The sequence below is a fragment of the Pseudonocardia xishanensis genome (assembly GCF_039541715.1).
GTDB classification, from domain to species: Bacteria; Actinomycetota; Actinomycetes; order Mycobacteriales; family Pseudonocardiaceae; genus Pseudonocardia; species Pseudonocardia xishanensis.
In genome coordinates this window covers 95,577-120,148 of record NZ_BAABGT010000016.1, presented here as the reverse complement: position 1 = coordinate 120,148, position 24,572 = coordinate 95,577, and the positions used below count along the sequence as shown (strand labels likewise).

Here is a 24,572-nt window from a genome sequence, read left to right as displayed (position 1 = left end):
GCATGACGACCCCCCGAGACGGACCTGCACCGCCCCCGCCCGACGCACTCGTCGAGACCGCCCCCGCCGAGACACCGTCAGTGCGCCGGCTGAACCTCATGCGCCTCGGCTACGGGTTCGTCGGAGTCGGCCTGGCGGTCGTCAAATGGCCACTGCTGTTCCAGGACATCGGCTCCGTGCCGGTGCTGGACGGCGTGGTGGTCTGTGTCCTCACGGCCATGTCACTCTTGATGTTCCTCGGGCTCAGGAATCCCGTGGCCCTGCTGCCGATCCTGCTGTTCGAGGTGCTCTGGAAGGCGATCTGGCTCGCGGTGGTCGCCGTCCCCCATCTGGTCGCCGGAGACACCGACGCCGCGACCGGTGCGATCCTGATCAGCTGTTCCTTGATCGTCGTCGTCATCGCCGTCGTCCCATGGCGGTTCGTCCGGCGTCGCTACCTCAGGGAGCCCGGCGAGCCGTGGCGCCTGGCTCCGCCATCCCTCCACCACTCGCAGCGATGAGGAATTCATGCCGACCGTGACCCCACCCGCCGAACCGCGGACCGACGGCACCACGATCGGGATCCCGGTGAGGACCATGCGGACGACCGCGTTCGTCGCAGGAGCGCTGTACCTGCTGACGTTCGTCACCTCGATCCCCACACTCGCGCTGTTCGCCTCAGTGCACGATCCGGCGTACGTCCTCGGCGCGGGCCCGGACACCGGGGTTCACCTCGGGGCCGTCCTCAACGTCCTCTGCGCACTCGCCGGCATCGGAACGGCGGTGGCCCTGAATCCGATCCTCAAGCGCCACAACGAGAGTCTGGCCATCGGTTTCGTCGCCTCACGCGTCGTCGAGGGTGCACTCATCCTGCTCGGCGTCGCGAGCCTGCTCTCGGTCGTGACCCTGCGGCACAGCGGTGCGGACCCGACCGCACTCACCGCGGGTGCCGGTGTGCTCGTCGCGGTCCACGACTGGGCGTTCGTCCTCGGCCAGAGCCTGATGCCGGTCGTCAACGCACTGATGCTCGGCACCGCCCTGTACCGCTCGCGGCTGGTGCCGCGGCTCATCCCGGCGCTGGGTCTCATCGGGGCGCCCCTGCTGTTCGCCTCCGTCATCGGCACGATCTTCGGGGCGTTCCCCCAGAGCTCCATCCTCGCGTTGTTCGCCGGGCTGCCCATCGCCGTGTGGGAGTTCTCGCTCGGCGTCTGGCTGGTCGTCCGTGGATTCCGGACCTCACGACCCACCCCGACCCCCGCTCTCTGACGATCGACAGTCCACCGAGGAGAAGGCCATGCCCGACATCCGATCGAACCCTCCCACGCCGTACCCCGTCCACCTCGAGGGTCGACTCGAACCCGACATCTCCCGCGGACTCTGGCTCGTCAAGTGGCTGCTCCTGATCCCCCACGTCATCGTCCTGGCGGTCCTGTGGACAGCCTTCCTGCTCCTGACGATCGTCGCCTGGGTCGCCATCCTCGCCACCGCCCGCTACCCACGAGCGATCTTCGACTTCAACCTCGGGGTCCTCCGCTGGACCTGGCGTGTCTCCTTCTACGGCTACAGCGCACTCGGCACCGACCGCTACCCGCCCTTCACCCTCGCCGACGTCGCCGACTACCCCGCCCGCCTCGACATCACCTACCCCGAGCACCTCTCCCGCGGCCTCGCCCTGGTCATGACCTGGCTCCTCGCGCTCCCGCACTACCTCGTCGTCGGGTTCTTCGTCGGCGGCAGCGGTGCCGCGGCGTGGCGCTACGGCGACATCGCGCCCATGACCGCGAGCGGCGGCCTCGTGGGGCTGCTGGTGCTGTTCACCGGCATCGCCCTGCTCGTGCGCGGCACCGTTCCCACAGGCCTCTTCGACGTCGTCCTCGGCATGGACCGCTGGGCCCTCCGCGTCACCGCCTACGCCGTCCTGATGACCGACGCCTACCCACCCTTCCGCCTCGACCAGGGCGGCGGCGAACCGCGACCGACCCCGCTCCCCGACGACCCGCTGACCCCCGGCACCACCGGTCTCCCCCAGGCACCCCCGCTGGTACCGGCATGACAGCCCAGCCGGGCGCGACGAGACACGCCCACCGCTTCCAGCTCCGTCCGGCCCTCACGATTTCGAAAGGACGTCGCAGGGCGCCGGTCACCGTTTTGGTCACCGCTTACACCAGATCACCATGACGAACAGGCGTCTCCGCTGATGATCGACTAGACCCGCGCAGTGTGCCTGACCAGCATGAACGAGGATCGGAGCCGGTGGTGGAACATCCGACTCCCCTCCAGCGGGTTCACGGTTCAAGCCCGTGGCGGTGTACGCAAACTAGCAGGTCAGACCGGTTGTCGGTCTGGCCTGCTAGCGTTTTCGGTGATCCAACTGACCGGAAACTGGGCGGAAACCCGCCCGCGAGGAGTCCGCGATGGCTCGTCCCCCTCTCGCTCTCGCCATCTCGTCGACGTTCGGAGCCTGCCTGCGAGGAGACGTGGGCCCGGGCTGGGTCGTCATCACTGCCTCCTCGATCGGCTGTCGGGACTCCGTCGATGGTAGCCGCGGCCGTCGCAGGGTAGGCTGATCAACTCTCTTGTTGGCGTGGCTGAGTAGACGCCGAAACTCGTGGTCACCAGCGCCGCGTACGACCGGCTGACCGCCGAGGGGTTCGTCGAGGGGCGGGTCGGGGCGGGGACGTTCGTCGCCGTCGGGGTCCGCCCCTCCCGCACCCGACGGGCGCCGGGCGGCGCGGTGCGCCCCCGCGCCGCCTTCCGCGACCTGGCCCCGCTCGGCACCGCCCCACCCGGTCCGGACCCGACGGCCGGGGGCCGTCCCCCGCCGCGCCCCGCACCGGGCACGCCGGTCGTCGACTTCACCGTCGGCGTGCCGGACCCGAGCCTGTTCCCCCTCCCCACCTGGCGCCGCCTGGTCTCCGCCGAGCTGCGGTCCTCGCGGCTCACGGCCGGGTACCGGGAGCCCGCCGGGCACCCGGGACTGCGCGCCGCGATCGCCCGCCATCTGGGTCTGGCCCGAGGGCTGCGCGCGGGCGCGGAGGACGTGGTCGTCACCACCGGGGCCCAGCAGTCCTTCGACCTGGTCGGCCGGGTGCTGATCGAACCGGAGACGGTCGTCGCGGTGGAGGAGCCGGGCTACCCGCCGGTGCGGCGGCTCTGGGAGTCACTCGGGGCGCGGGTGCGCGGGGTGCCCGTGGACGCCGAGGGGCTCGTGGTGGACGCGCTTCCCGCGGCGGCACGGCTCGTGCACGTCACGCCGTCGCACCAGTTCCCGCTGGGCACGGTGCTGTCCCCCGCCCGGCGGACCGCGCTGCTGGAGTGGGCCGACCGCCGCGGCGCGGTCCTGGTCGAGGACGACTACGACAGCGAGTTCCGGCACGCCGACCGGCCGCTGGAGCCGCTGCAGGCGCGCGACGCGAGCGGGCGCGTCGTCTACGTCGGGTCGTTCTCCAAGACCCTGCTACCCGCCCTGCGCCTGGGGTTCCTGGTCGCCCCGGCGTCCCTGCGCCCGGCGCTGGTCACCGCACGGCAGCTCACCGACTGGCACGGCGATCCGGTCGCGCAGGGCGCGCTCGCCCGGTTCGTCGACGACGGCCTGCTGGCCCGGCACGTCCGCAAGGCCCAGAAGGTCTACGCCGAGCGCCGCTCCGCCCTGCTCGCGGCGCTGCCCGCGGGGTGGGAGCCCTATCCCTCCGCCGCGGGCCTGCACATCGCCGCCCGCGTCGACGACGCCGCGACGGTGGCCGCGCGGGCCGCGGACCAGGGGGTTCGACTCGAGACCCTGGACCGCTACTGCGCCGACACCCCGCTCGACGGCCTCGCCCTCGGCTTCGGCCCGGTCACCGCGGAGCGGATCACCGCCGCTCTCCGGGCGGCGGGACCCGGTCCGGGCCGCTGAGGGCTCGGCCCGGTCCCCGCGGAGCGGATCGCGGGGGTCATTCGGCGGGTGGGACCTCGTCCGGGTCGGTGAAGGCCTTGGCCAGGTCGCGGCTGAGCTCCATCGCCCGACGCGCCCAGTCCGGCCTGGCGCGGGCCAGGCCGCCCGCCGGGGTCGGGACCGCCAGCTCACCCAGCCGGACCCGGGCGAACCCGAGCCGGTCGGCGAGGTCGTAGGCCTTGCGCGCGAGCTCCGCGGTCTCGAGCGGCCGCCCGGGGTCGCGGGTGGGGACCAACCCCAGGAACAGCGGGATCCCCGCGTCCCAGACCTCGCCGACCGCGTCGAGCGCCGCAGGCGACGCCGTGCCGCCCGAGATCGACGGCCGGGTGGCGTCGATCGCGAGCCCGGACGCGCCGACCTCGCGCAGCAGGGCGAGCGGCGGCCGGTCACCGGGCACCCGCACGACCACGGGCACGCCGAGCGCAGTGATCATCTCGCGCAGTGCCTCCTGCACGTCCGGCTCGGCGACCGCCCGGACCGTCCCGTAGCCCGAGGCGGTGGGCAGCGAGCCCGCGACGACCGCGGCCAGCTGCGGCTCGTCCAGCTGCACGACGACCCGGGCACCGGTCCGCTCCGCGACCTCCGCCACGTGCGCCCGGACCCCCTCGGTGAGGCTGACGGCGAACTCCCGGGTCGCCCCGCGGTCGGTCAGCACCCGGTGCCCGGCCGCCAGCTCGACCGACGCCGCGAGCGTCCACGGCCCCGCGACCTGCACCTTGACCCACTCCGGCCGGGTGCGGTCGCAGGCCTCGTCCAGCGCGTCGAGGTCGGTGCGCAGCAGGTCGACGGCGCGGCGGTGGTCTCGCCCCGGCCGCGCGGTGACCCGCCAGCCGGTGGGGACGACCTCCACCGCCAGGTCCACCAGCATCCCGGCCGCCCGGCCCACCGCGTCCGCCCCCACCCCGCGGGCGGGCAGCTCGGCCAGGTGCGGGAGCAGCGGCAGCTCACCCGCGACCAGCTCCGCCGACTCCCGCGGATCGGTGCCGGGCAGCGAGCCGACGCCGGTCGCCGCGCCCGCGGGCCAGCGCCCGAGGTCCGGGCGCTCCTCGTCCTCGGCCTCGACGACCTCGAACCGCGGCTCCGGCGCCACCACCGCCCCGGGGGTCGCGTCGGCGAGACCCGCGGCAGCCAGCGCGGCCGCCAGCGGGTCCGGCGCGGCGGGCTCCTGCTCCACCAGCCCCGCGGCGGCCAGCGCCCGGGCCAGCGGATCGTCCGGTGTGCTCATGGCGCGAGTCTCACACGCGCGCACGCATCGAGGGGACTCGGTCCGGGGAAGGCCCCTGTCCACCACCTCTGAGGTGCGGACACGCGTAGGCCGGGGTGTGGCAGGCACCCTGTATCAGCGGGGTCCCCCGGGTGATCCTTGCGGCATGGACACCCGCCCGCGGCGCCCCTCGCTGCTCCTCACCGCCCTGGCCGCCGCGCTCGCGGCGCTCCTCGGCGTGGGCGCGTGCGCGGCCGTCGTCGCCACGCCGCGGGTCGAGACCCACCAGCACGCGGGCGCCGGGCCGCGCAGCGTCGCGGACCTGACCGGCGCGGTCGACGGGACCCCCGACGTGCGGTTCGTGCTGACCGCCCGCGCCGCCCCGATCATGCTGCCGACCGGCGAGACGATCGAGGGGGTCACCTTCGACGGCGCCGCGCCCGGGCCCGAGCTGCGCATGCGGCGGGGAGAGCTGGTCGAGGTCGTCCTGCGCAACGAGTCCGTGCCCGAGGGCGCCACCCTGCACTGGCACGGGCTGGACGTGCCCAACGCGCAGGACGGCGTCGCCGGCGTCACGCAGGACGCGGTGCCGGTGGGCGGGGAACACGTCTACCGCTTCCGGCCACAGCAGGTCGGCACGTTCTGGTACCACTCGCACCAGGACACGGCGCAGACCGTGCCGCGCGGGCTGTTCGGCGCGCTCGTCGTCGAGCCCGCCGACCCGCCCGCACCCGTCGACCGGGTCCTGCTGGGGCACTCCTGGCCGCGGCTCGGGCAGCAGTCCGTCGCCGCCGTCGAGGGGGAGACCGGCGCGGTGGCGCCGGGCACCCGGGTGCGGCTGCGGCTGGTGAACACCGACTCCGAGACCCGGACCTGGACGGTCGCCGGTGCGCCGTTCCGGGTCGTGGCGATCGACGGGGTCGAGGTCCACGAGCCCACCGACCTCGTCGACGTCCGGCTGCGGCTGCCCGCGGGCGGTCGGTACGACGTCGAGCTCGTCACCCCGCCGACCCCGGTCCGGGTCGGGTTCGCGGACGCCGCCGCGGTGCTCGGCGAGGGCGCGCCGCCCGCCGCGGTCGAGGGCCCGGTCTTCGACCCGTTGCACTACGGCACCCCGGCGCCCACGCCCTTCGACGCGGCGGGCCCCTTCCAGGCCGAGTCGACGCTGGTCCTGGACACGGTGCTGGGCCGCGCGAAGGGTCGCCCGACCGTCCGCTGGACGATCAACGGCCTGCTCCACGACCAGCTCCCGCCGATCCGGGTGACCGAGGGCGACCTGGTGAGGGTGACCCTCCGCAACGACGGCACCGATGCCCACCCGATGCACCTGCACGGGCACCACGCGCTGGTGCTCTCCCGCAACGGCGAGCAGGCCACAGGCAGTCCGTGGTGGACGGACACGCTGCTGGTGGAGCAGGGCCAGGAGTACGTCGTGGCGTTCCGGGCGGACAACCCCGGGATCTGGATGGACCACTGCCACAACCTCACCCACGCCGCCGCCGGGATGGTGCTGCACCTGGAGTACACGGGGGTCTCGACCCCCTACACCGTCGGTGGACCGAACACACCGGAATGACCAGTCCTGAGGGGGACACATGAACGGACGCACTCTCGCGCGCACGCTCGGCACCGCCGCCGCCGTGGCCGCGCTGACCGCCGGGCTCGCCGCCTGCGGCGGGGGATCGACGGCGACGGGCGGCGGCTCGAGCGGGGCCCCGAGCGTCGCGCCTGCGGCGAACCCCACCGCCTCCACCTGCGAGAACCTGCTCAAGATCGACGCGGTGCCCACGCCGGACGGCGACCCGAGCGCCCCGCCGGACCCCGAGGCCGCGAAGGCGTGGGGCAACCAGGTCGTCCCGCTGCTGAACTCGGCGATCGCGACCGCGCCCGCCGACCTGAAGACCACGCTGACCGCGCTGCAGCCGGTCGCCCAGGCCTCGGCGACCCAGGGCGCCCAGCTCCCGTTCGACGACCCGAACCTCACCGCGAACGTCGCCGCGTACGAGACGTGGGCCTACCGGAACTGCGGCTACCAGCAGGTCTCGGTGATGGGCGTCGACTTCGAGTTCGAGGGCATGCCCGCCACGCTCGAGGCGGGCCCCACCGCGATCCAGATGATGAACCACTCCGCCGCGAACCAGGCGCACGTGATGCTGGTGATGGAGGCGAAGGACCCGTCGATGACGGTCGAGCAGTTCGTCGCGACCCCGCAGGAGCAGCTGATGGCGAACTTCCAGCCGCTGCCCACCGCGGCGATCGCCCCGCCCGGGCAGCAGGGCGGGATGCTGCTCGACCTGAAGCCGGGGACCTACTTCTTCCTCTGCCCGGTCGGCGAGGAGTACGGCGTGCCCCCGCACTTCGTCCAGGGGATGATCAACAAGGTGACCGTCACCTGACGATCGTCGCCGACCCCAGCACGACGTCCCCGGCCGGGTCCTCGCGGTAGAACGCGACGGCCTGGCCGGGGGCCACCCCGCGCAGCGGCTCGCCGAGCGTGACCCGCACGCCCTCCGGGAGCGGCGTCACCTCGGCGGGTGCGACGCCGCCGTGCGCGCGGACCTGGACCGTGCAGGCGAAGGGCCCGTCCGGGGTGCCCGCGCACCAGATCGGGTCCCGCGCGGTGATCTGGGAGACGGCCAGCGCGGACTCCGGCCCGACGGTCACGGTCCCGCTCACCGGCTCGATCCCGAGCACGTAGCGGGGCCGCCCGTCCGCCGCGGGCCGGTCCAGGCCGAGGCCCTTGCGCTGGCCCACGGTGAACCCGTGCACGCCGTCGTGGGTGCCGAGCACCGCACCGGATCCGTCGACCAGGGCGCCCGGCCGGGCACCGAGCCGCTCGCGCAGGAAGCCGCGGGTGTCGCCGTCCGGGATGAAGCAGATGTCGTGGCTGTCCGGCTTGGTCGCGGTCCGCAGGCCCAGCGCGGCCGCCTCGGCCCGGATCGCGGGCTTCTCGGTGTCCCCGATCGGGAACATCGCGTGCGCCAGCTGGTCCGGCCGCAGGACGGCGAGGACGTAGGACTGGTCCTTGCCCGCGTCCGCCGCGCGCCGCAGCAGACCGTCGCCGAGCCGGGCGTAGTGGCCGGTGCAGACGGCGTCGAACCCGAGGGCGAGCGCCTTGTCCAGCACCGCGGCGAACTTGATCTTCTCATTGCAGCGCAGGCAGGGGTTGGGGGTCTCCCCCGCGGCGTAGCTCGCGACGAACTCCGCCACGACGTCCTCGGCGAACTCCTCGGACAGGTCCCACACGTAGTACGGGATGCCGAGGACGTCCGCGACCCGGGCGGCGTCCGCGGCGTCCTCCCGCGAGCAGCAGCCGCGGGACCCGGAGCGCAGCGCGTCCCGGGTGCGGGAGAGCGCCAGGTGCACCCCGACGACCTCGTGCCCGGCCGCGACCGCCCGCGCGGCGGCGACCGAGGAGTCGACGCCGCCCGACAGCGCGGCCAGGATCCTCACGAGCCCGCGACCGGCGCCGCCCGGCGCCGGCTCCCCGCGCTGGCCCTCCGCGCCCGCCCGACGACGGGCCCGATCACCGCGACCAGTGCGTCCACGTCCGCCTCGGTGCTGGTGTGCCCCAGCGAGAAGCGCAGCGAGCCGCGGGCCACGGCGTCCCCGGCGCCCATCGCCAGCAGCACGTGGCTGGGCTGGGAGACCCCGGACGTGCAGGCGGAGCCGGTGGAGCACTCGATGCCCTGCGCGTCCAGCAGCATGAGCAGCGAGTCGCCCTCGCAGCCGGGGAACGACAGGTGGGCGTTGCCGGGCAGCCGGGACGGGCCGCCGTCGATCAGCGTGTCGCCGGGGTCGCCGTTCAGCGTGGCCTCCGGGACGATCTCCCGGATCCGCGCGACCAGGTCGTCCCGCAGCGCGGCGAGCACCACGGCCCGGTGCGGGGCGTCCGCGACCGCCTTGGCCACCGCCGTGCCCAGCCCGACGACGGCGGGGGCGTCCAGCGTGCCCGAGCGCACGTCCCGCTCCTGGCCGCCGCCGTGGAGCAGCGGGACCGCACCCACTTCGCGGCCGAGCAGGAGCACGCCGGCGCCGTAGGGCCCGCCGAGCTTGTGGCCGGTGAGGGTCAGCGCGTCCACGCCGCTGGCGGCGAAGTCGATGGGCAGCACCCCGACGGCCTGCACGGCGTCCGTGTGCAGCGGCACGTCGAAGCGGTGCGCGACCTCGGCCAGCTCGCGGATCGGGTTGACCGTGCCGACCTCGTTGTTCGCCCACATGACCGACACGAGCGCGGTGCGCTCCGGGGCCTCGGCCAGCGCGGCCGCGAGCGTCTCGGGCCGGACCCGGCCCACCTCGTCCACCGGCAGCAGGACCAGCTCGGCTCCCTCGTGCTCCACGAGCCACTCGGCGGACTCGAGCACCGCGTGGTGCTCGATCGCGGACACGAGGACCCGGGTGCGGCCCGGCTCGGCCGCGCGGCGGGCCCAGAACATGCCCTTGACCGCGAGGTTGTCGCTCTCGGTGCCGCCGGTGGTCAGCACGACCTCCGACGGTCGCGCGCCCAGGGCCGCGGCGATCGACTCGCGGGCCTCCTCCACCTCCCGCCGGGCACGACGGCCCGCGGAGTGCAGCGAGGAGGCGTTCCCGGTGCGCCCCATGGCCTCCGTCATGGCCGCGACGGCGGCCGGGAGCATGGGTGTGGTGGCCGCGTGGTCCAGGTACGCGCGCGACGGGGACCCCGCTCGTGGTCGGGGCCCCGGGGCGGGCCGCGTCTCCTGGTCGTTCATCGGGTTCCAGGGTAGACGTCGTGTCCCGGCCGGGCCCGGCGGCTCGGCTCGTCCCGAGGCCCGTTCGGCGCACTCCGCCCGGCCCGATCGCCGCGCCCCGGCCCGATCCCGCGGCCCGGCTCAGGCCGCCCCGGCGGTGATCGCCCGCTCGGCGCGGGCGGCGAGGGTGCGCCGGTCGGCGTCGGGGGCGAGCGGGGGCAGCACGGTGAGCGTGCAGTCGAGCCGGGGCAGCCGCAGGACGCGCAGCAACGAGTCGCCGAGGGTCTCGTCCCCGACGAAGGACCCCGCGGTCGTCGGGCGGCCGTCCGGCAGGCCGAAGGCGAGCCGGACGGGCTGGACCGGCACCTGCGCGTCGATCGCGGCCTGGAACGGGGCCCGTCGGAACGGCCCGGACGCCGACCCGCACCAGGTGGTGCCCTCGGGGAACACCCCGACCAGGTCGCCCGCCCGCAGCGCGGCGGCGGTGTCGGCGACGACCGCGGGCAGCCCGCTGATCCGGGCGCGGTCCACGAACAGCGCGCCGGTGCGGGCGGCGAGCGCGCCGATCACCGGCCAGCCCGCCACCTCCGCCTTGGCGATCATGCGCACCGGCGCGACCGCCCCCAGAGCGACGACGTCGATCCAGGACAGGTGGTTCGCGACGACCAGACCCCGGCTCCCGAGCCTCCCCTCGACCCGCAGCCGCACCCCCGCGGCCCGCAGCACCGACCGGTACAGCGCGGGCCGGGCGACGGCCAGGAGCAGCGGCGCGAGCACGAACACCCCGGCGAGCGCGGCGAGCCTGCGCGCGACCCGCAGCCGCGCCCGCGGTCCCCCGGCGGGCAGGCAGTCGGGTCCGCACGGCGAGTACGGCCCCCAGTCGGATCGCTCCGCGAACGGCGGCACGCCGGGGTGGGTCGGGTGGTCCGCGCCGACCCGTCCACGTCGCGGGTCCCGCGCGACCCGAGTGTGTGCCTCGGCGAGCCCGTGCTCCGGCGCGCTCACCGCTCGCCCAGGAAGAACCGCAGGTAGCGCTGGTCGGCGTGGTCGAGACCGAGCAGGACCAGGAAGTCCGCGCAGTCGAAGTCCGGGTCGTGGGCGGGCTCCCCGCACACCCAGGCCCCGAGCCGCAGGTACCCGCGCAGCAGGGGTGGCATGGCCGTCCGGTGCACGGCGGTCTCCCCCGTCCACGGCCGGTGCGGCGTCACCCGGTACTCCGCCGGGGCCGGGTGCTGCGTCCGGACCCGCTCCCGGACCCCCGCGGCCAGCGCCCCACCGTCCGCCAGCGGGACCGAGGCGCACCCCACCAGCCACCGGTTGCCGGTGAGCAGCATGTACCGCGCGATCCCCGCCCAGACCAGCCCGACGACCGCCCCGGCGCGGTGCGCCGGGTGCACGCAGGACCGGCCGGTCTCGACCAGCGAGGAGCGCAGGGGGTCGAGCGCGGTGAGGTCGAACTCGCCGTCGGAGTAGAGCGCGCCCGCGGCCCTGGCCCGCCGCGGCGGGAGCATCCGGTAGGTCCCGACGACCTCACCGGTCGCGTCCTCGCGCACCACGAGGTGGTCGCAGAACTCGTCGAAGCGGTCGGCGTCGAGGCCGGGACGCAGGGTGTCCAGCCGGGCCCCGAGCTCGCCGGCGAACACGTCGTGGCGCAGCCGCTGGGCGGCCTCGACGTCCGCGGAGTCGGTGGTCAGCAGCAGCGAGTAGCGGGTGGCCGCCGCCTCGGGCGTGGTGACGAGCACCTGTGAAGAGGTCACGGGTGGTTGGTATCGAGCCGGCCCGAACGGAGTAACCCCCCTGAGCGGCTCCGACGTGAAACCCATGTGAACGCGCACGACCCCCGCCCGGAGCGGGCGGGGGTCGTGTGTCGAGCGCGGATCAGCTCTTGCGCTTGGTGACTTCCTCCTGCAGCTGGGGCGCGACCTTGAACAGGTCGCCCACCACGCCGAAGTCGGCGATCTCGAAGATCGGCGCCTCGGGGTCCTTGTTGACCGCGATGATCGTCTTCGACGTCTGCATCCCGGCCCGGTGCTGGATCGCACCCGAGATGCCCAACGCGATGTACAGCTGCGGCGAGACGGTCTTCCCGGTCTGCCCCACCTGGAACTGATGGGGGTAGAAACCGGAGTCCACCGCGGCGCGCGAGGCACCCACGGCGGCACCGAGCGAGTCCGCCAGACCCTCGACCACGGTGAACTGGTCCGCCGAGCCGACACCGCGGCCACCGGACACGATCACCGACGCCTCGGTCAGCTCCGGACGGTCCCCGACCGTGACCGGCTCACGGGACTGCACGGTCGCCGAACGACCCGACGCGGCGGGGACCTCGACGGTCTCCAGCTCGATCTCCGCAGCGGCGGCCCCGTCGACGGCCTCGACCTCCACCGAGCCCGGGCGCAGCGTGATCACCGGGTGCGCGGTGTTCGACTTCGCCTCGGCGATGAACGCCCCACCGAACACCGAGTGCGTCACGGAGGCACCCTCACCACCAGCGCCGACGGCGACGACGTCGCCCAGCAGCGCCGAGTCGGTCTTGATGGCCAACCGGCCTGCGATCTCCTTGCCGTCGGCGGAGACACCGATCAGCACCGCCGCCGGGTCCTTCGCCGCGACCAGCGACGCGAGGACCTCGACCTGCGGGGTCAGGAAGTCCCCGAGCCCATCAGCGTCGGTCTCCGCGACGTAGACCTTCGCCGCGCCGTGGGCCTTGAGCCCCTCGGACAGCTTCCCGGCGGTCCCCGCCGGGCCGACCACGACCGCGGACGGCTCGCCCAGCGCGCGGGCGGCCGTCAGCAGCTCGAACGTGCTCTTCTTGATCTCCCCGTCGAGATGGTCGACGAGGACCAGGACCTCAGCCATGATCTTCTCTCTGCTCTCTCAAGTCTCTCGGGGGATGCTCAGATGAGCTTCTGGCCGACCAGGAACGCGGCGATCTTCGCCCCGCCGTCGCCCTCGTCGGTGACCTTCTCGCCACCGGACTTCGGCGGCTTCGGCTGCGAGGACGTCACCGTCGACGTCGCCGAGGCCAACCCGACCTCGGAGGCGTCGATCCCGGCGTCGGCCAGCGACAGCGTGGTGACCGGCTTCTTCTTCGCCGCCATGATCCCCTTGAACGACGGGTACCGCGGCTCGTTGATCTTCTCGTTCACCGACACCACCGCGGGCAGCTCCGCGGTCAGGATCGTGACCCCGTCGTCGGTCTCGCGACGCACGGTCACCGTCGAGCCCTCCACGGTCAGCTCACGGGCATGGGTCAGCGACGGCAGCCCCAGCACGTCGGCCACCATCGCCGGCACCGCGCCGATCCGCCCGTCCGACGCCTCGTTGCCCGCCAGCACCAGGTCGACCTCGCCCAGCGTGCCGATGACCTTGGCGATGGCCTTGGTGGTCTGGATCGCGCACGACCCGTGCAGCGCCTCGTCCGACAGGTGCACGGCCTTGTCCGCACCCATCGACAGCGCCTTGCGGATCGCGTCCGTGGCCCGGTCCGGGCCGAGCGCGACGACAGTCACCTCGGACCCGTCGTTCGCCTCCTTGAGCTGCAGCGCGGACTCCACCGCACGCTCGTCGATCTCGTCCAGAACCGCGTCCGTGGCGTCCCGGTCCAGGGTGTGGTCCCCCGAGGACAGTTTCCGCTCGGAGTAGGTGTCCGGCACCTGCTTGACCAGTACGACGATGTTCATCGGACCTCTTCGACCTCCTGCCCAGGGCGGCCGACTCGAAGCGGCCGCCGCGTGTGCACCTCATGCGAACCTATCGCCGATCCCGGTGCGCCGCCCACGCTCGTGCGGGTGAGGGGGACGCCCCCGCCCGCGGCGGGGACGCCGCTGCCCGGACCTGTCGAAAGGCGGCCGGCGTCGGCTGCGAAGGCCCCGGTGGCGCGGGGTCGTCGAGGCCGTGCGCTGGCCGTCTGACTCGTCCCCGATTGTTTCTGTTCGGTATCCGAACAGCAAACGGCCGACGGCGTGAGCCTGCTCACCAGCGCCTCCACCTGCGGAGTTCCCGAGAACGGACGTGATGCGCTCCGGTGCCCGCACCGCCCCGGGCGCCCGGACACTAGGGTCCCCGTGCCGGTCGCGCTGCGGCCGCGGAGGGGGTGTGCGCACGGTGCTGGTGACGGGGTACGACGACCGGACGGGCCAGGGCTACGTGGTCCGCACCGGGCCGGACCGCAAGGACGACGGCGAGCCGGGCACCCGCGAGGTCACCCACGAGGGGGTGACGGTGCTGCTGACCGACGGGCTCGCCCTGCTGCTGGACGACGCGCTGGCCCACCGCCCGGTGACCCGGCTCGGCTGGGCGGGCCCCGAGGTCCCGCTCACCCTGGACGACCACACCCTGCTGGCGTGGCTGAACGAGTCCGTCGGCGGGGTCATCACGGTGTCCGGCGCCCCGGGCCCGGACCCGCGCACGGCATGACGGGGGTCCCCGCCTGGCTGGCCGCGGAGCTGGAGACCGTCGGCGAGTACGCCGCGTTCGAGGGCGTCGACGGCCTCGTGGCGGAGGCGGGGCGGATCGCAGCGGCGCATCCGGACGTCGTGACCGCCCGGCGGATCGGGACCTCCGCGCTCGGCGAACCGCTGCACTGCCTGACGATCCGGGGTGGCGCCCCGGAGGCGGTCGTCTTCGGCCTCCCCCACCCCAACGAGCCGATCGGCGGGCTCACCGCGCTGCACCTGGCGCGCAGGCTCGCCGAGGACGCCGGGCTGCGCGCCCGCCTCGGCCACACCTGGCACATCGTGCCGTGCATCGACCCGGACGGCCTGCGGCTCAACGAGGGCTGGCTCGCGGGCCCCTTCACCCGCGAGCACTACGCCCGGCACTTCTACCGCCCCGCGGGCGCCGAGCAGGTCGAGTGGACCTTCCCGCTGGACCACGACGGCGCCTACTTCGACGCCGTGCTGCCCGAGACCTTCGCCCTGATGCGGCTGATCGACGCGCACACCCCCGCGCTCATGGCGTCGCTGCACAACGCGGAGCTGGGCGGGGTCTACTACTACCTCTCGCGGGACGAGCCCGCGCTCTACCCGGTGCTGCAGGGGGTCCCGGAGCTGCTCGGCCTGCCGCTGCACCGCGGCGAGCCCGAGGCGCCCTGGATCCCGGTGCTGGCGGACGGCGTCTACCAGACCCTGGACATCCGGGACGCCTACGACCACTACGCCCGCACGGGCCGCGCCGACGCCGTGTCCGGCGGGAACTCGACGGCCTCGTACGCCGAACCGCACGGCACGCTCACCCTGGTCAGCGAGCTGCCGTACTGGCAGGACCCCCGGTTCTCGGACACCACGCCCACCACCGAGCGGTACGCGGACGCCCTGCGCACCCATGCCGCCGAGCTCGCCGACCTGGCCGCCGTGCTGGGCGACCACCTCACCGCCGTCTCCGGTCTGACCAGTGTGGACTCGCCGTTCCTGCGCGCCACGCGGTTCTACGCGCGCACCGCGGCCGACCTGGCCGAGGACATGGGGCACCGCGGCGGCGAGCCCGCGGCGGACCGCCCCGCGACGGTGGCCGAGGTCGCCTCGGTGGCGGACTCGGTCCACATGTACCGGCTGCGCTACGGCGGGATGCTGGTCCGCGCCCTGGAGGCCGAGCTGGCGCTGGGCAACGTCCGCCCCGGCATCCGCCACGCCCACGCCGCCCTGAGCCGCCGGTACGACGCCTGGCTCGCCGAGGCCGCCGCGGACTCCCACGCCCGCCCCATCCCGATCCGCACGCTGGTCGCCACCCAGTACGCCTCGGTGATCGCGGCCGCGGCCCACCTCTCGGGCCGGTCCCCGGACCCCCGGTGAGCGGCTCCCCGAGCCGGTCTGACAGCGTCGGGCGGGTGGAGACACTCCCCCTGACGGGCGAGCGGACCGTCCCCGGGATCGCCCACGAGAACTACTGGTTCCGCCGCCACGAGGCGGTCTACGCCGCGCTCGCCCCGCGCTGCGCCGGGCGCACCGTGCTGGAGGCGGGCTGCGGCGAGGGGTACGGGGCGGACCTGCTGGCGCGCACCGCGGGGCGGGTCGTGGGGCTGGACTACGACGCGCTCACCGCTGCGCACGCCGCCCGCCGCTATCCCGATGTCGCCGTGGCCCGGGCGAACCTGGTGGCCCTGCCGGTCGTGACCGGGTCGGTGGACGTCGTGGTGTCGTTGCAGGTGGTCGAGCACCTCTGGGACCAGGAGGGGTTCCTGGCCGAGTGCCGCCGCGTGCTCCGCCCGGGCGGTGAGCTGCTGGTCTCCACCCCGAACCGGATCACCTTCTCCCCCGGCCGCGACACCCCGCTCAACCCCTTCCACACCCGCGAGCTCTCCCCGGCCGAGCTGGCGGACCTGGTGCGGGGCAGCGGGTTCGCGGACGTCCGGGTGCTCGGCCTGCACCACGGCCCGCGCCTGCGGACGCTCGACGCCCGGCACGGCGGCTCGCTCATCGACGCCCAGGTGGCCGTGGTCCTCGGCGACGGGGCCTGGCCCGCGGACCTGCTCGCGGACGTCGCGGCGGTCACCGCGGCGGACTTCGTGCTCACGCCGGAGGACCTGGACGCGAGCCTCGACCTCCTCGTCACCGCCACCGCATGAGGGGCACCTTCTGCCTCGTCCTGCACAGCCACCTGCCCTGGGTCGCCCACCACGGCCGCTGGCCGGTCGGCGAGGAGTGGCTCCACCAGGCCTGGGCCCAGTCCTACCTGCGGCTCGCGGCGATGCTGCGCGAGCTGGCCGCGGAGGGCGGGCGGGACGTGCTCACCCTCGGTGTCACGCCCGTGCTGGCCGCCCAGCTGGACGACCCGCACTGCCTGAGCGCCACCCACGCCTGGCTCGGCGGCTGGCAGCAGCGCGCCCACGAGGCCGCACCGCGGCTGCCCGCGCAGGCCGCCCACGAGCACCGGCTCGCCGCGGCGGCGCTGCACGAGTTCGAGGCCCACTGGCGGCACGGCGCGTCGCCGGTCCTGCGCGGTCTGCCCGTCGAGCTGCTGGGCGGGCCCGCCACGCACCCGTTCGGCCCGCTGCTCGACCCGCGCGTCCGAGACTTCGGGCTACGCCTCGGGCTGCGGGACGCGGTGTGGCGCACCGGGTCCCGGCCCGCGGGCATCTGGGCCCCGGAGTGCGGCTACCGCCCGGGCATGGAGGCCGAGTACGCGGCGGCCGGGGTGTCCCACTTCCTGGTCGACGGCCCGGCGCTGCACGGCGAGACGGCCTTCGCCCGGCCGGTCGGGGATGTGCTGTGCGTGGGCCGGGACCTCGAGGTCACCTACCGCGTCTGGTCCCCTCGCAAGGGCTATCCCGGCCACCGCGACTACCGGGACTTCCACACCTACGACCACGCCACCGGTCTCAAGCCCGCCCGGGTGACCGGCCCGGACGTCCCGCCGCACGAGAAGGCGTCCTACGAGCCGGACCGCGCCGCCGCCCGCGTCGCGGAGCACGCGGCGGACTTCACGGCCTGCGTCGGGGCCCGGCTGGACGCGCTGCGGGAACGCCACGGCAGGCCCGCACTGAGCGTGGCCGCGTTCGACACGGAGCTGTTCGGGCACTGGTGGCACGAGGGGCCCGCCTGGCTGGCCGCCGTGCTGCGCGCCCTGCCGGAGGCCGGGATCCGGGTGACCACGCTGCGCGGTGCGCTCGCCGATCCCGGTCTCGTCGGCGAGCCGGTGGAGCTGCCGGAGTCCTCGTGGGGGTCCGGGAAGGACTGGCGGGTGTGGGCCGGGGAGCCGGTGGCCGATCTCGTCGCGCTCAACGCCGAGGTCCAGGAGCGACTGCTCACGACCGTCGACAAGGCACGGTCCGTCGTCCGCGACCCCCTGCTGGACGCGCTGGCCTCGCAGGCACTGCTCGCCCTGTCCAGCGACTGGGCCTTCATGGTCAGCACGGGGTCCACCGTGGACTACGCCCGCGACCGCGCCCGGCGGCACGCGGACCGGGTGTCCGCGCTCGCCGCCCTGCTCGACGAGGGCCGCCGCGCCGAGGCGGCCACCCTCACGGCGACCTGGGAGCCGAGCCCCTTCGGCCACCTGGACGCGCGGGACCTCTAGACCGGTCCTACCCGGCCTCGGCGCGGATGTCCGGGGCGTCGAGCGCCTCGTCCCGCAGACCGGCGAAGTCCTCGTCCAGGTAGGTGGAGTACGAGGTGTCGAAGTCGTACCCGCCCTGCTCGTAGCCGCCGGTCAACCCGACGACCGTACCGTCCCCCCGCAGCCACGGCCCGCCGCTGGTGCCGTTCTCCAGGCCGGGGGCGGGCAGCTCGAGCTGGGTCACGGAGAACTGCTCGGTGACACCGGCGCGGGTGGTCGGCGCGTCGTCCTCCATCGGGTAGCCGACCGCGGCGACCTCGTCGCCCGCGCCGGGGTCGAAGGCCACCGCGAAGCCACCGGTGACGTCCTCGACCGGGCCGGAGACCCGCAGGAAGGCGACGTCGTAGTCCGGGTCGGCGTCCGCCAGGAAGTGCGGGTCCACGGCGGCGCTCTGCACGGTCCACGCGCCGTACGGCGAGACGCCGTCGTGGTAGCCGGGGACGAACGACATCCCGGTCGCCGCGGGCGAGCCGTCACCGCTCGCCACGCAGTGTGCGGCGGTGAGCACCAGGTCTCCCGTGGGACTGTCCACGACGGACCCGCTGCAGAAGTGGTCCGGCCCGTCGAACAGGGCGCCGACGGCGCTCGCCGCGGTCGCCGTCGGGCGCGGGGTGGGCACGGCGGACCCGGGCTCGGTCACCGCACAGCCCGACACCAGGATCATGAGCCCCACGGCCGCGACCAGCCGAACCGTCCCCCGCACGCCCCACCCCCCACCGTTCCGGCACGCAACACAGAGGGTACTGGGGGGCACCTGAGAGCCGCCTGTCAGGATCACCGCGGTGCGCGTGTTGCTGGTGTCCTGGGAGTACCCGCCGGTGGTCGTCGGGGGGTTGGGCAGGCACGTGCACGCACTGGCCCGCGAGCTCGCCGCGGCGGGCCACGAGGTCGTCGTGCTGTGCCGACAGCCCACCGGGTCGGACGCCTCGACCCACCCCACGTCGGACACCGTCGTGGACGCGGTGCGGGTGCTGCGCGCCGCCGAGGACCCGATCCACCTGGAGTTCGCGCGCGATCTCGTGGCCTGGACCCTCGCGATGGGCCACACCCTGGTCCGCACCGCGCTGACCCGGCTCGGCGACTGGCGCCCGGAGGTCGTGCACGCCCACGACTGGCTCGTGGCCCACCCCGCGACCACGCTCGCGGACGTGCTGGGCGTCCCGCTCGTCGCGACGCTGCACGCCACCGAGGCCGGCAGGCACTCCGGGTGGCTGCCGGGCCCGCTCAACCGGGCCGTGCACAGCGTCGAGTGGGCGCTGGCGAACCGGGCGGACACCGTGATCACCTGCTCGCGGGCCATGCGGACCGAGGCGGCCCAGCTGTACGACCTCGATCCCGCCGCGATCCACGTGGTGCACAACGGGATCGACGCCCGCGGCTGGCGGGTGCGCCGCGACCGCGCCGCGGCCGTGCGGGAGCGGTTCGCGCCCGGGCCCGGCCCCGTCCTGGTGTTCGTGGGGCGACTGGAGTACGAGAAGGGCGTCCAGGACCTGCTCGCCGCGCTGCCCCGGATCCGGCGCAGGCACCCCGGGACCCGGCTGCTGGTCGCGGGCACCGGCACCCAGCGGGAGTTCCTCGCCGGCGAGGTCCGACGGCTGCGGCTCGGCCGCGCGGTGAGCTTCACCGGCCATCTCCCCGACCGCGACCTCGCGGCGCTGCTGGTCGCGGCGGACGCCGTCGTGCTGCCGAGCCGCTACGAGCCGTTCGGGATCGTGGCCCTGGAGGCCGCCGCAGCGGGCGCCACGCTCGTCGCCTCGACCGCGGGTGGGCTGGGTGAGCTCGTCGTCGAGGGCGAGACAGGCTGGTCCTTCCCGCCCGCCGACGTGCCCGCCCTCGCCGCCGCCGTCGACCGCGCCCTGCACGCCCCCGCGGTCGCGGCGAACCACGCCCGGACCGCACGAGCACGCCTCCGCGAGGACTTCGCCTGGCCCACCCTCGCGGCACGAACGGCCGCCCTCTACGCGGCGGCCGAGAACGGCGGCGAGCGAGCCCTACCCCGCCCCAAGATCGCGACCGGCGACCTCCTCGCGGGTGCGGCGCTGCTCCGCCGCCGCCCGCTGCTTGCGGGCCATGTCCGCGACGGCGGCGCGCTCGGCCGCGGCGGCCTCGTAGTCCGCGACCCGGTCCCGCACCACGCGCGCGGGGGCGCCCACGGCGATGCTGTGGTCCGGGATGTCCCCGCGCACGACGGCGTGGGCGCCGAGCACGCAGCCGCGCCCGATGCGGGAGCCCCGTAGCACCGAGGCCTTCACCCCGATCCAGGTGTCCGGGCCGATCCGCACGGGCGACTTCACGATGCCCTGGTCCTTGATCGGGACGTGCACGTCCTCCGTGCGGTGGTCGAAGTCGGTGACGTGGACCCAGTCGGCGATGATCGACGCGGCACCGACCTCGACGTCCAGGTAGCAGTTCAGCGTGTTGTGGCGGCCCAGGACCACCTTGTCCCCGATCCGCATCGAGCCCTCGTGGCAGCGCAGCGAGTTGCCGTCCCCGATGTGCACCCAGCGGCCGATCTCCAGCCGCCCGTACCCGCGCCGCGCCTCGATCTCGACGTGGCGCCCCAGGAAGACCATGCCGCGCAGGACGACCTCGGGATGCCGCAGCCGCAGCCGCAGCAGCCGCCAGTACCGCAGCAGGTACCAGGGCGTCCACGCCCGGTGGCGGATCACCCAGCGCAGCGAGGCCGGGGTGAGGAACCGGGCCTGGTCGGGGTCGCGCCGGGACATGCCTGGAGCGTAGGGCGTGTGCGCGGCCGGGTTCGCGGGTACCGCACACCATGACCGACCGAACCGGGGACGCCCCCGGCAACGAGGCCACCGACCACGACCTGACCGGGGCGGGCGGGGACACCGCCCGCGACCTCGACCACCAGGGCGACCCGCGGACCGGCTCCGTCGGCTCCGACTCCGGCGCCACCGACGCCGCCGCGAAGGAGCTGGACGAGGAGAACGAGAGCGAGCCCACCCGCTCCGAGTAGGAGCGACTGCTCCGAAACGGTGACTCGGCTCGACCACCCGGCGCGCGCTCGGCATGATCCACTTCCTCGGGGGTGGAGCGTGGCGTTGGCCGTGGTGCTGGTGGCGGGTGGGTCCGCACTGGACCTGCCCGCCGACCTGGCCCCGACCCGCACCGTCCGGTCCGCCGAGGTGGTGGCGGTGGCCCGCACGCTGCCCGCGGACGTCGTGATCGTCGACCTGGACGCCGGGCCGCCCGCCACCACGGCCGTCGGTCTGCTGGCGGCCGAGCTCCCGGCGGTGCCGGTCGTGGCGGTGGCCTCCTCCCCCGGCCAGGTCCTCGACGTGGTGCGGGCCGGGGCGACCGGGTACGTGCTGCGGACCGACCCGGCGCTACCGCAGGTCGTCAGGGCGGCCGCCGCGGGGGTGACCGCCTTCGGCGACGGGCTCGCCACCCACGTCCTCGACGCCGCGGCGCAGGGCCCGGACGGCGCGGTCCCCCACCTGACCGGCCGGGAGACCGACGTGTTGCGGCTGGTCGTCGAGGGGCTCACCTCCCGCCAGATCGCCACCCGGCTCGTCCTGTCCCCGCGGACGGTGGAGAACCACATCCAGCGCATGCTCCGCAAGGTCGACGTCCCGGGCCGCGCCGCACTCGTCCGGTACGCCATCGAGCACGGGCTGGCCTGAGCTACTCGGCGAGGCCCTGCTCGATGGCGTAGCGCACGAGCTGCGAGCGGTTGTGCAGCTGCAGCTTGCGCAGGGTGTTCTGCACGTGGCTCTCGACGGTCCGGTGGGAGACCACCAGCCGCTCCCCGATCTGCCGGGCCGTGAGCCCCTTCGCGACGAACCGCAGCACCTCGGTCTCCCGGTCGGTGAGGGCCGGGACCGCGGGCTCGCCCGTGGGCCCCTGCGCCAGCCGCCGGTACTCGCCCAGCACCAGCCCGGCCAGGCCCGGCGTGAACACCGGGATGCCCTGCGCGGTCCGCTGCACCGCGTCGACCAGCTCCTCCACGCTCGCGGACTTCACCAGGTAGCCGGTCGCGCCGGCCTTGAGCGCCTCGAGCACGTCCGCGTGCTCGCCACTGGCCGAGAGCACCAGGATGCGGGTGTCCGGCAGCTTCGCGACGATGCCCCTGATCGCCGTCACCCCGGTGCTGATGCGGCGGTCCGCAGGCTCCCCACCGGGCGTCTCACCGAGATGGAGGTCCATCAGCACGACCTGCGGCCGCACGGCGGGGGCGATGCGGATCGCGGCGCCGGCGTCCGGGGCCGTGGCGACCACCTCCAGGCCGCGTTCACCCAGGTCGCGGGCCACGCCCTCGCGCCAGATCGGGTGGTCGTCGACCACCATCACGGTCACCGGACCAGTCACGAGGCCTCCCTCTGTCGCCGCGAGCTCCGCGCGGTCGGGACCGTGATGGTCCACTCCGTCCCACGGCCCGGCCCGGTGTCCAGCGCGACGCTGCCGCCGAGGTCCGCGACGCGGCCGCGCATCGACCGGGCGACCCCGATCCGGCCCTGCGCCTCCGCCTCGGCGAGCCTGCCGTCCGGGATGCCGGGGCCTGCGTCCCGCACGCTGATCTCGATCGCGTCGTCGGTCTGCTCGACGAACACCCAGGCCGGGGCGTCCGCGCCGACGTGCTGCGCGATGTTCCCCAGCGCTGCCCGCACCACGGCGTCCAGCTCGGCGACGGTCCCCGCGGGCAGGTCCACGCTGTGTGCGGGGGCGGACACGGTGACCCGCGGCGAGGCCAGCGCCCGCAGGGTGGCGGCGAGGTCCCGCTGCCCGGACTCGTCCACCTGGGCGTTCCCGCTGGTCAGCAACGTGCGCAGGGCGACCTCCTGGTCGCCTGCGAGGGCACCCAGCTCCGCCGCGCCACCGCCGAGCTCGGCCCCCCGCCGCTTGACGTGCGCGAGGACCTGCAGGACGCCGTCGTGCACCTCGCGGGCGAGCCGTTCGCGCTCGGTCGCCGCCGCCTCCTCCGCCGCGGCCCGGCGCAGCCGCTCGGCGGCCCGGCCGAGCACCAGCGACGCGAACCCGACGGTCAGGCCCGCCAGCACCAGGATCTGGATGTCGCTGAGCTCGGTGAGCGTGGCGCGGGACTTGCCGAGGACCAGCGCCGCCGAGACCACCGCGGCGGAGGCGACCCCGCCGGGCACCCGGAACGCGATCGCGCAGCTCAGCACCGCGCCGGAGGTCCAGATGGAGCCCATGCCGGGGGCGTGCGCGTCCAGCTGGGCGTCCGTGACGATCAGCGGGGTGGTCAGCATGATCGCCGCGGAGACGACGAGGTCCGCGACCGCGAAGGCCGCCCGCCGATCCGCGGACGGAAGCAGGCGTGACGGAGCGTCCGCCGCGGCCCCCAGGTAGACCCTGGCCTGCAGCGCCGTCCAGCCCGCCATCACCACGAGCACCGCGCCCGCGCCGATCGGCGAGGCGTACTCGCGCATGTGGAAGGCGGACACTCCGATCACGGTGAGCAGGGTCAGCACCCGGTACACCACGGCACCGCGCCACAGCGGCTCGAGCGGATGGTCCACGACGAGCAGTCTGCCCGACCCGACCCGTTCGCCGGGTCCGTGGTCCTACCGAGACCTGGTCCCGGTGATCAGGGCGTTGTAGAACCACTGGCGCGGGACCACGCGGGACAGCACTGCGTCGAGCGCGGAGAGCCGCTGCCAGCCGTGGTAGGCGAACATGGCCCAGTTCCAGCCCAGCTTGCCGGGCGGGACGGCGGCCTCGAAGGTCCGCACCGGCCAGCCCAGCATCGCGGCCGTGAGCTCCTCGGTGGTGGCCCTCACCTCGCGCGCCCCCGCCCGCGACGCCATCCGCTCCAGCTCCGCCGGGTCGAAGGTGTGGATGTCCACCACGGCCTCGAGCGCGGCGGCGCGGCTGGACTCGTCCAGCTCGGACTGCGGCCGTCGCCAGCCCCGCAGCGGAGGCAGCTTCGTGACCGTGGTCGCGACCTTCCAGGTCAGCCGGGAGAGCGTGCGCGCGTAGGCGTCCCCGACCGTGGTCGGCTCACCGGCGAAGACGAACCGCCCGCCCGGCTTGAGTACGCGCAGCACCTCGCGGAACGCCTGCTCGACATCCGGGATGTGGTGCAGCACCGCATGCCCGACGACGAGGTCGAACGTCTCGTCCGGGTACGGGATCGTCTCGGCGTCCGCGACCTTCCCGTCGACGGGCAGGCCGAGGTGCTCGGCGTTGCGCAGCGCGGCCTGCACCATGCCGGGCGAGAGGTCGGTGACCGAGCCGGTCTCCGCGACCCCGGCCTGCATCAGGTTGAGCAGGAAGAAGCCGGTGCCGGACCCGAGCTCCAGCGCGTGGCCGTAGGGACGCCCGTCCCAGCCGGTGGCCAGCCGGAACCGGCCCGCGGCGTAGTCGATGCAGCGCTCGTCGTAGCTGATCGACCACTTCTCGTCGTAGGTCCCGGCCTCCCAGTCGTGGTAGAGCACGTTGGCCAGCTTGGGGTCCGTCCACGCCGCCTCGACCTGCTCGGCGGTCGCGTGGGGCTGGGGGGCCTGGTCCGTGCTCATGGCTCGCGAGCCTAGTCACCGGGACGGGAACCGGATCACGGCCATCACGCGGCGGTGCACGGTCGAGCCGACCATCCCGCGGGACCCGGCTGAGGGTGCGGCTGCCGTGCGTCCGACCGTCGCGGAGGACGAGGCGGGATGAGGCCTACGGCACCGACCTGGCCCTGTAGACCCTGCGCGACCATCCGGCAGGC

General features: G+C 74.7%; 24 protein-coding genes and 1 pseudogene. 13 read left to right on the top strand and 12 right to left on the bottom strand.

Annotated elements, in window-relative coordinates:
• Positions 1-2: 2 nt before the first annotated feature.
• The 4 genes from ABD993_RS05700 (at position 3) to pdxR (ending at position 3,874) form a co-directional block, all read left to right on the top strand.
• Positions 3-500: a hypothetical protein gene (locus tag ABD993_RS05700; RefSeq protein ID WP_345413424.1), complete on the top strand. Its 498-nt coding sequence runs from the start codon at positions 3-5 to the stop codon at positions 498-500.
• 7 nt (positions 501-507) lie between these two features.
• The gene (locus ABD993_RS05695; RefSeq protein WP_345413421.1) at positions 508-1,245 is read left to right on the top strand and encodes a DUF4386 domain-containing protein; all 738 of its coding nucleotides are present in this window, start codon (positions 508-510) and stop codon (positions 1,243-1,245) included.
• A gap of 28 nt (positions 1,246-1,273) precedes the next feature.
• A complete protein-coding gene (locus tag ABD993_RS05690; protein ID WP_345413419.1) occupies positions 1,274-2,032 on the top strand; it encodes a DUF4389 domain-containing protein in 759 nt (252 codons plus the stop codon).
• Between the two features lie 555 nt (positions 2,033-2,587).
• Positions 2,588-3,874 carry a MocR-like pyridoxine biosynthesis transcription factor PdxR gene (gene pdxR / locus ABD993_RS05685; protein WP_345413418.1) on the top strand — a complete coding sequence of 429 codons (1,287 nt, stop codon included), beginning with the start codon at positions 2,588-2,590 and terminating at the stop codon, positions 3,872-3,874.
• A gap of 37 nt (positions 3,875-3,911) precedes the next feature.
• On the opposite strand, the gene ABD993_RS05680 is transcribed toward pdxR, so the two are convergent.
• Positions 3,912-5,138 (bottom strand): uroporphyrinogen decarboxylase/cobalamine-independent methonine synthase family protein, encoded by a 1,227-nt coding sequence (locus ABD993_RS05680; RefSeq protein WP_345413415.1) that lies wholly within the window; start codon positions 5,136-5,138, stop codon positions 3,912-3,914.
• A 145-nt stretch (positions 5,139-5,283) separates the two neighbouring features.
• Here ABD993_RS05680 and ABD993_RS05675 point away from each other — a divergent pair, with 145 nt between their 5' ends.
• Both ABD993_RS05675 and ABD993_RS05670 read left to right on the top strand, forming a co-directional pair.
• Complete coding sequence (locus ABD993_RS05675) at positions 5,284-6,693, top strand: multicopper oxidase family protein (RefSeq protein ID WP_345413413.1); 1,410 nt, start codon at positions 5,284-5,286, stop codon at positions 6,691-6,693.
• A 19-nt stretch (positions 6,694-6,712) separates the two neighbouring features.
• A complete protein-coding gene (locus tag ABD993_RS05670) occupies positions 6,713-7,513 on the top strand; it encodes a hypothetical protein (protein WP_345413411.1) in 801 nt (266 codons plus the stop codon).
• On the opposite strand, the gene mnmA is transcribed toward ABD993_RS05670, so the two are convergent.
• The 6 genes from mnmA to ABD993_RS05640 form a co-directional block, all read right to left on the bottom strand.
• Positions 7,506-8,570 (bottom strand): tRNA 2-thiouridine(34) synthase MnmA, encoded by a 1,065-nt coding sequence (gene mnmA / locus ABD993_RS05665; RefSeq protein WP_345413409.1) that lies wholly within the window; start codon positions 8,568-8,570, stop codon positions 7,506-7,508. The two genes, ABD993_RS05670 and mnmA, sit on opposite strands and share 8 nt — an antisense overlap.
• On the bottom strand, positions 8,567-9,847 hold the full coding sequence (locus ABD993_RS05660; protein ID WP_345413407.1) for a cysteine desulfurase family protein: 1,281 nt from the start codon (positions 9,845-9,847) through the stop codon (positions 8,567-8,569). The genes mnmA and ABD993_RS05660 overlap by 4 nt, the downstream gene beginning before the upstream one ends.
• A gap of 120 nt (positions 9,848-9,967) precedes the next feature.
• Positions 9,968-10,831, bottom strand: a complete 864-nt coding sequence (locus ABD993_RS05655) for a lysophospholipid acyltransferase family protein (RefSeq protein ID WP_345413405.1) — start codon at positions 10,829-10,831, stop codon at positions 9,968-9,970.
• Positions 10,828-11,583, bottom strand: coding sequence for a GNAT family N-acetyltransferase (locus ABD993_RS05650; RefSeq protein ID WP_345413403.1), 756 nt, complete (start codon positions 11,581-11,583; stop codon positions 10,828-10,830). Before ABD993_RS05650 ends, ABD993_RS05655 begins: the two co-directional genes overlap by 4 nt.
• 121 nt (positions 11,584-11,704) lie before the next feature.
• Positions 11,705-12,685 carry an electron transfer flavoprotein subunit alpha/FixB family protein gene (locus ABD993_RS05645; RefSeq protein ID WP_345413401.1) on the bottom strand — a complete coding sequence of 327 codons (981 nt, stop codon included), beginning with the start codon at positions 12,683-12,685 and terminating at the stop codon, positions 11,705-11,707.
• A 38-nt stretch (positions 12,686-12,723) separates the two neighbouring features.
• A complete protein-coding gene (locus tag ABD993_RS05640; protein WP_345413399.1) occupies positions 12,724-13,509 on the bottom strand; it encodes an electron transfer flavoprotein subunit beta/FixA family protein in 786 nt (261 codons plus the stop codon).
• A gap of 415 nt (positions 13,510-13,924) precedes the next feature.
• Here ABD993_RS05640 and ABD993_RS05635 point away from each other — a divergent pair, with 415 nt between their 5' ends.
• The 4 genes from ABD993_RS05635 to ABD993_RS05620 are packed head-to-tail and all read left to right on the top strand — an operon-like array spanning position 13,925 to position 17,842.
• Positions 13,925-14,245 (top strand): hypothetical protein, encoded by a 321-nt coding sequence (locus tag ABD993_RS05635; protein WP_345413397.1) that lies wholly within the window; start codon positions 13,925-13,927, stop codon positions 14,243-14,245.
• On the top strand, positions 14,242-15,618 hold the full coding sequence (locus ABD993_RS05630; RefSeq protein ID WP_345413394.1) for a M14 family zinc carboxypeptidase: 1,377 nt from the start codon (positions 14,242-14,244) through the stop codon (positions 15,616-15,618). The genes ABD993_RS05635 and ABD993_RS05630 overlap by 4 nt, the downstream gene beginning before the upstream one ends.
• Before the next feature lie 35 nt (positions 15,619-15,653).
• Positions 15,654-16,391 carry a class I SAM-dependent methyltransferase gene (locus tag ABD993_RS05625; RefSeq protein WP_425568898.1) on the top strand — a complete coding sequence of 246 codons (738 nt, stop codon included), beginning with the start codon at positions 15,654-15,656 and terminating at the stop codon, positions 16,389-16,391.
• Entirely contained in the window at positions 16,388-17,842 is a 1,455-nt protein-coding gene (locus tag ABD993_RS05620) for a 1,4-alpha-glucan branching protein domain-containing protein (protein ID WP_345413390.1), read from the top strand. The genes ABD993_RS05625 and ABD993_RS05620 overlap by 4 nt, the downstream gene beginning before the upstream one ends.
• A gap of 7 nt (positions 17,843-17,849) precedes the next feature.
• Here the strand turns inward: ABD993_RS05620 and ABD993_RS05615 are convergent, their stop codons facing one another.
• A complete protein-coding gene (locus ABD993_RS05615; RefSeq protein ID WP_345413388.1) occupies positions 17,850-18,584 on the bottom strand; it encodes a trypsin-like serine peptidase in 735 nt (244 codons plus the stop codon).
• 79 nt (positions 18,585-18,663) lie between these two features.
• Here ABD993_RS05615 and ABD993_RS05610 point away from each other — a divergent pair.
• Positions 18,664-19,812 (top strand): annotated as a pseudogene (locus ABD993_RS05610) (glycosyltransferase family 4 protein); the annotation flags it as partial.
• A 60-nt stretch (positions 19,813-19,872) separates the two neighbouring features.
• Here ABD993_RS05610 and ABD993_RS05605 read toward each other — a convergent pair.
• Positions 19,873-20,607, bottom strand: a complete 735-nt coding sequence (locus ABD993_RS05605; RefSeq protein ID WP_345413387.1) for an acyltransferase — start codon at positions 20,605-20,607, stop codon at positions 19,873-19,875.
• 50 nt (positions 20,608-20,657) lie between these two features.
• Between ABD993_RS05605 and ABD993_RS05600 the strand changes: the two genes are divergently transcribed.
• Both ABD993_RS05600 and ABD993_RS05595 read left to right on the top strand, forming a co-directional pair.
• Positions 20,658-20,858: a hypothetical protein gene (locus ABD993_RS05600; RefSeq protein ID WP_345413385.1), complete on the top strand. Its 201-nt coding sequence runs from the start codon at positions 20,658-20,660 to the stop codon at positions 20,856-20,858.
• A gap of 79 nt (positions 20,859-20,937) precedes the next feature.
• The gene (locus ABD993_RS05595) at positions 20,938-21,525 is read left to right on the top strand and encodes a LuxR C-terminal-related transcriptional regulator (RefSeq protein WP_345413384.1); all 588 of its coding nucleotides are present in this window, start codon (positions 20,938-20,940) and stop codon (positions 21,523-21,525) included.
• Position 21,526: 1 nt separating this feature from the next.
• On the opposite strand, the gene ABD993_RS05590 is transcribed toward ABD993_RS05595, so the two are convergent.
• From ABD993_RS05590 to ABD993_RS05580, 3 genes are read right to left on the bottom strand one after another with little or no spacing between them, the layout of a single operon-like run.
• Positions 21,527-22,189: a response regulator gene (locus ABD993_RS05590; RefSeq protein WP_345413482.1), complete on the bottom strand. Its 663-nt coding sequence runs from the start codon at positions 22,187-22,189 to the stop codon at positions 21,527-21,529.
• A 17-nt stretch (positions 22,190-22,206) separates the two neighbouring features.
• The gene (gene macS, locus ABD993_RS05585) at positions 22,207-23,379 is read right to left on the bottom strand and encodes a MacS family sensor histidine kinase (RefSeq protein WP_345413381.1); all 1,173 of its coding nucleotides are present in this window, start codon (positions 23,377-23,379) and stop codon (positions 22,207-22,209) included.
• Positions 23,380-23,424: 45 nt separating this feature from the next.
• Positions 23,425-24,378 carry a methyltransferase domain-containing protein gene (locus ABD993_RS05580; RefSeq protein ID WP_345413379.1) on the bottom strand — a complete coding sequence of 318 codons (954 nt, stop codon included), beginning with the start codon at positions 24,376-24,378 and terminating at the stop codon, positions 23,425-23,427.
• Positions 24,379-24,572 lie beyond the last annotated feature (194 nt).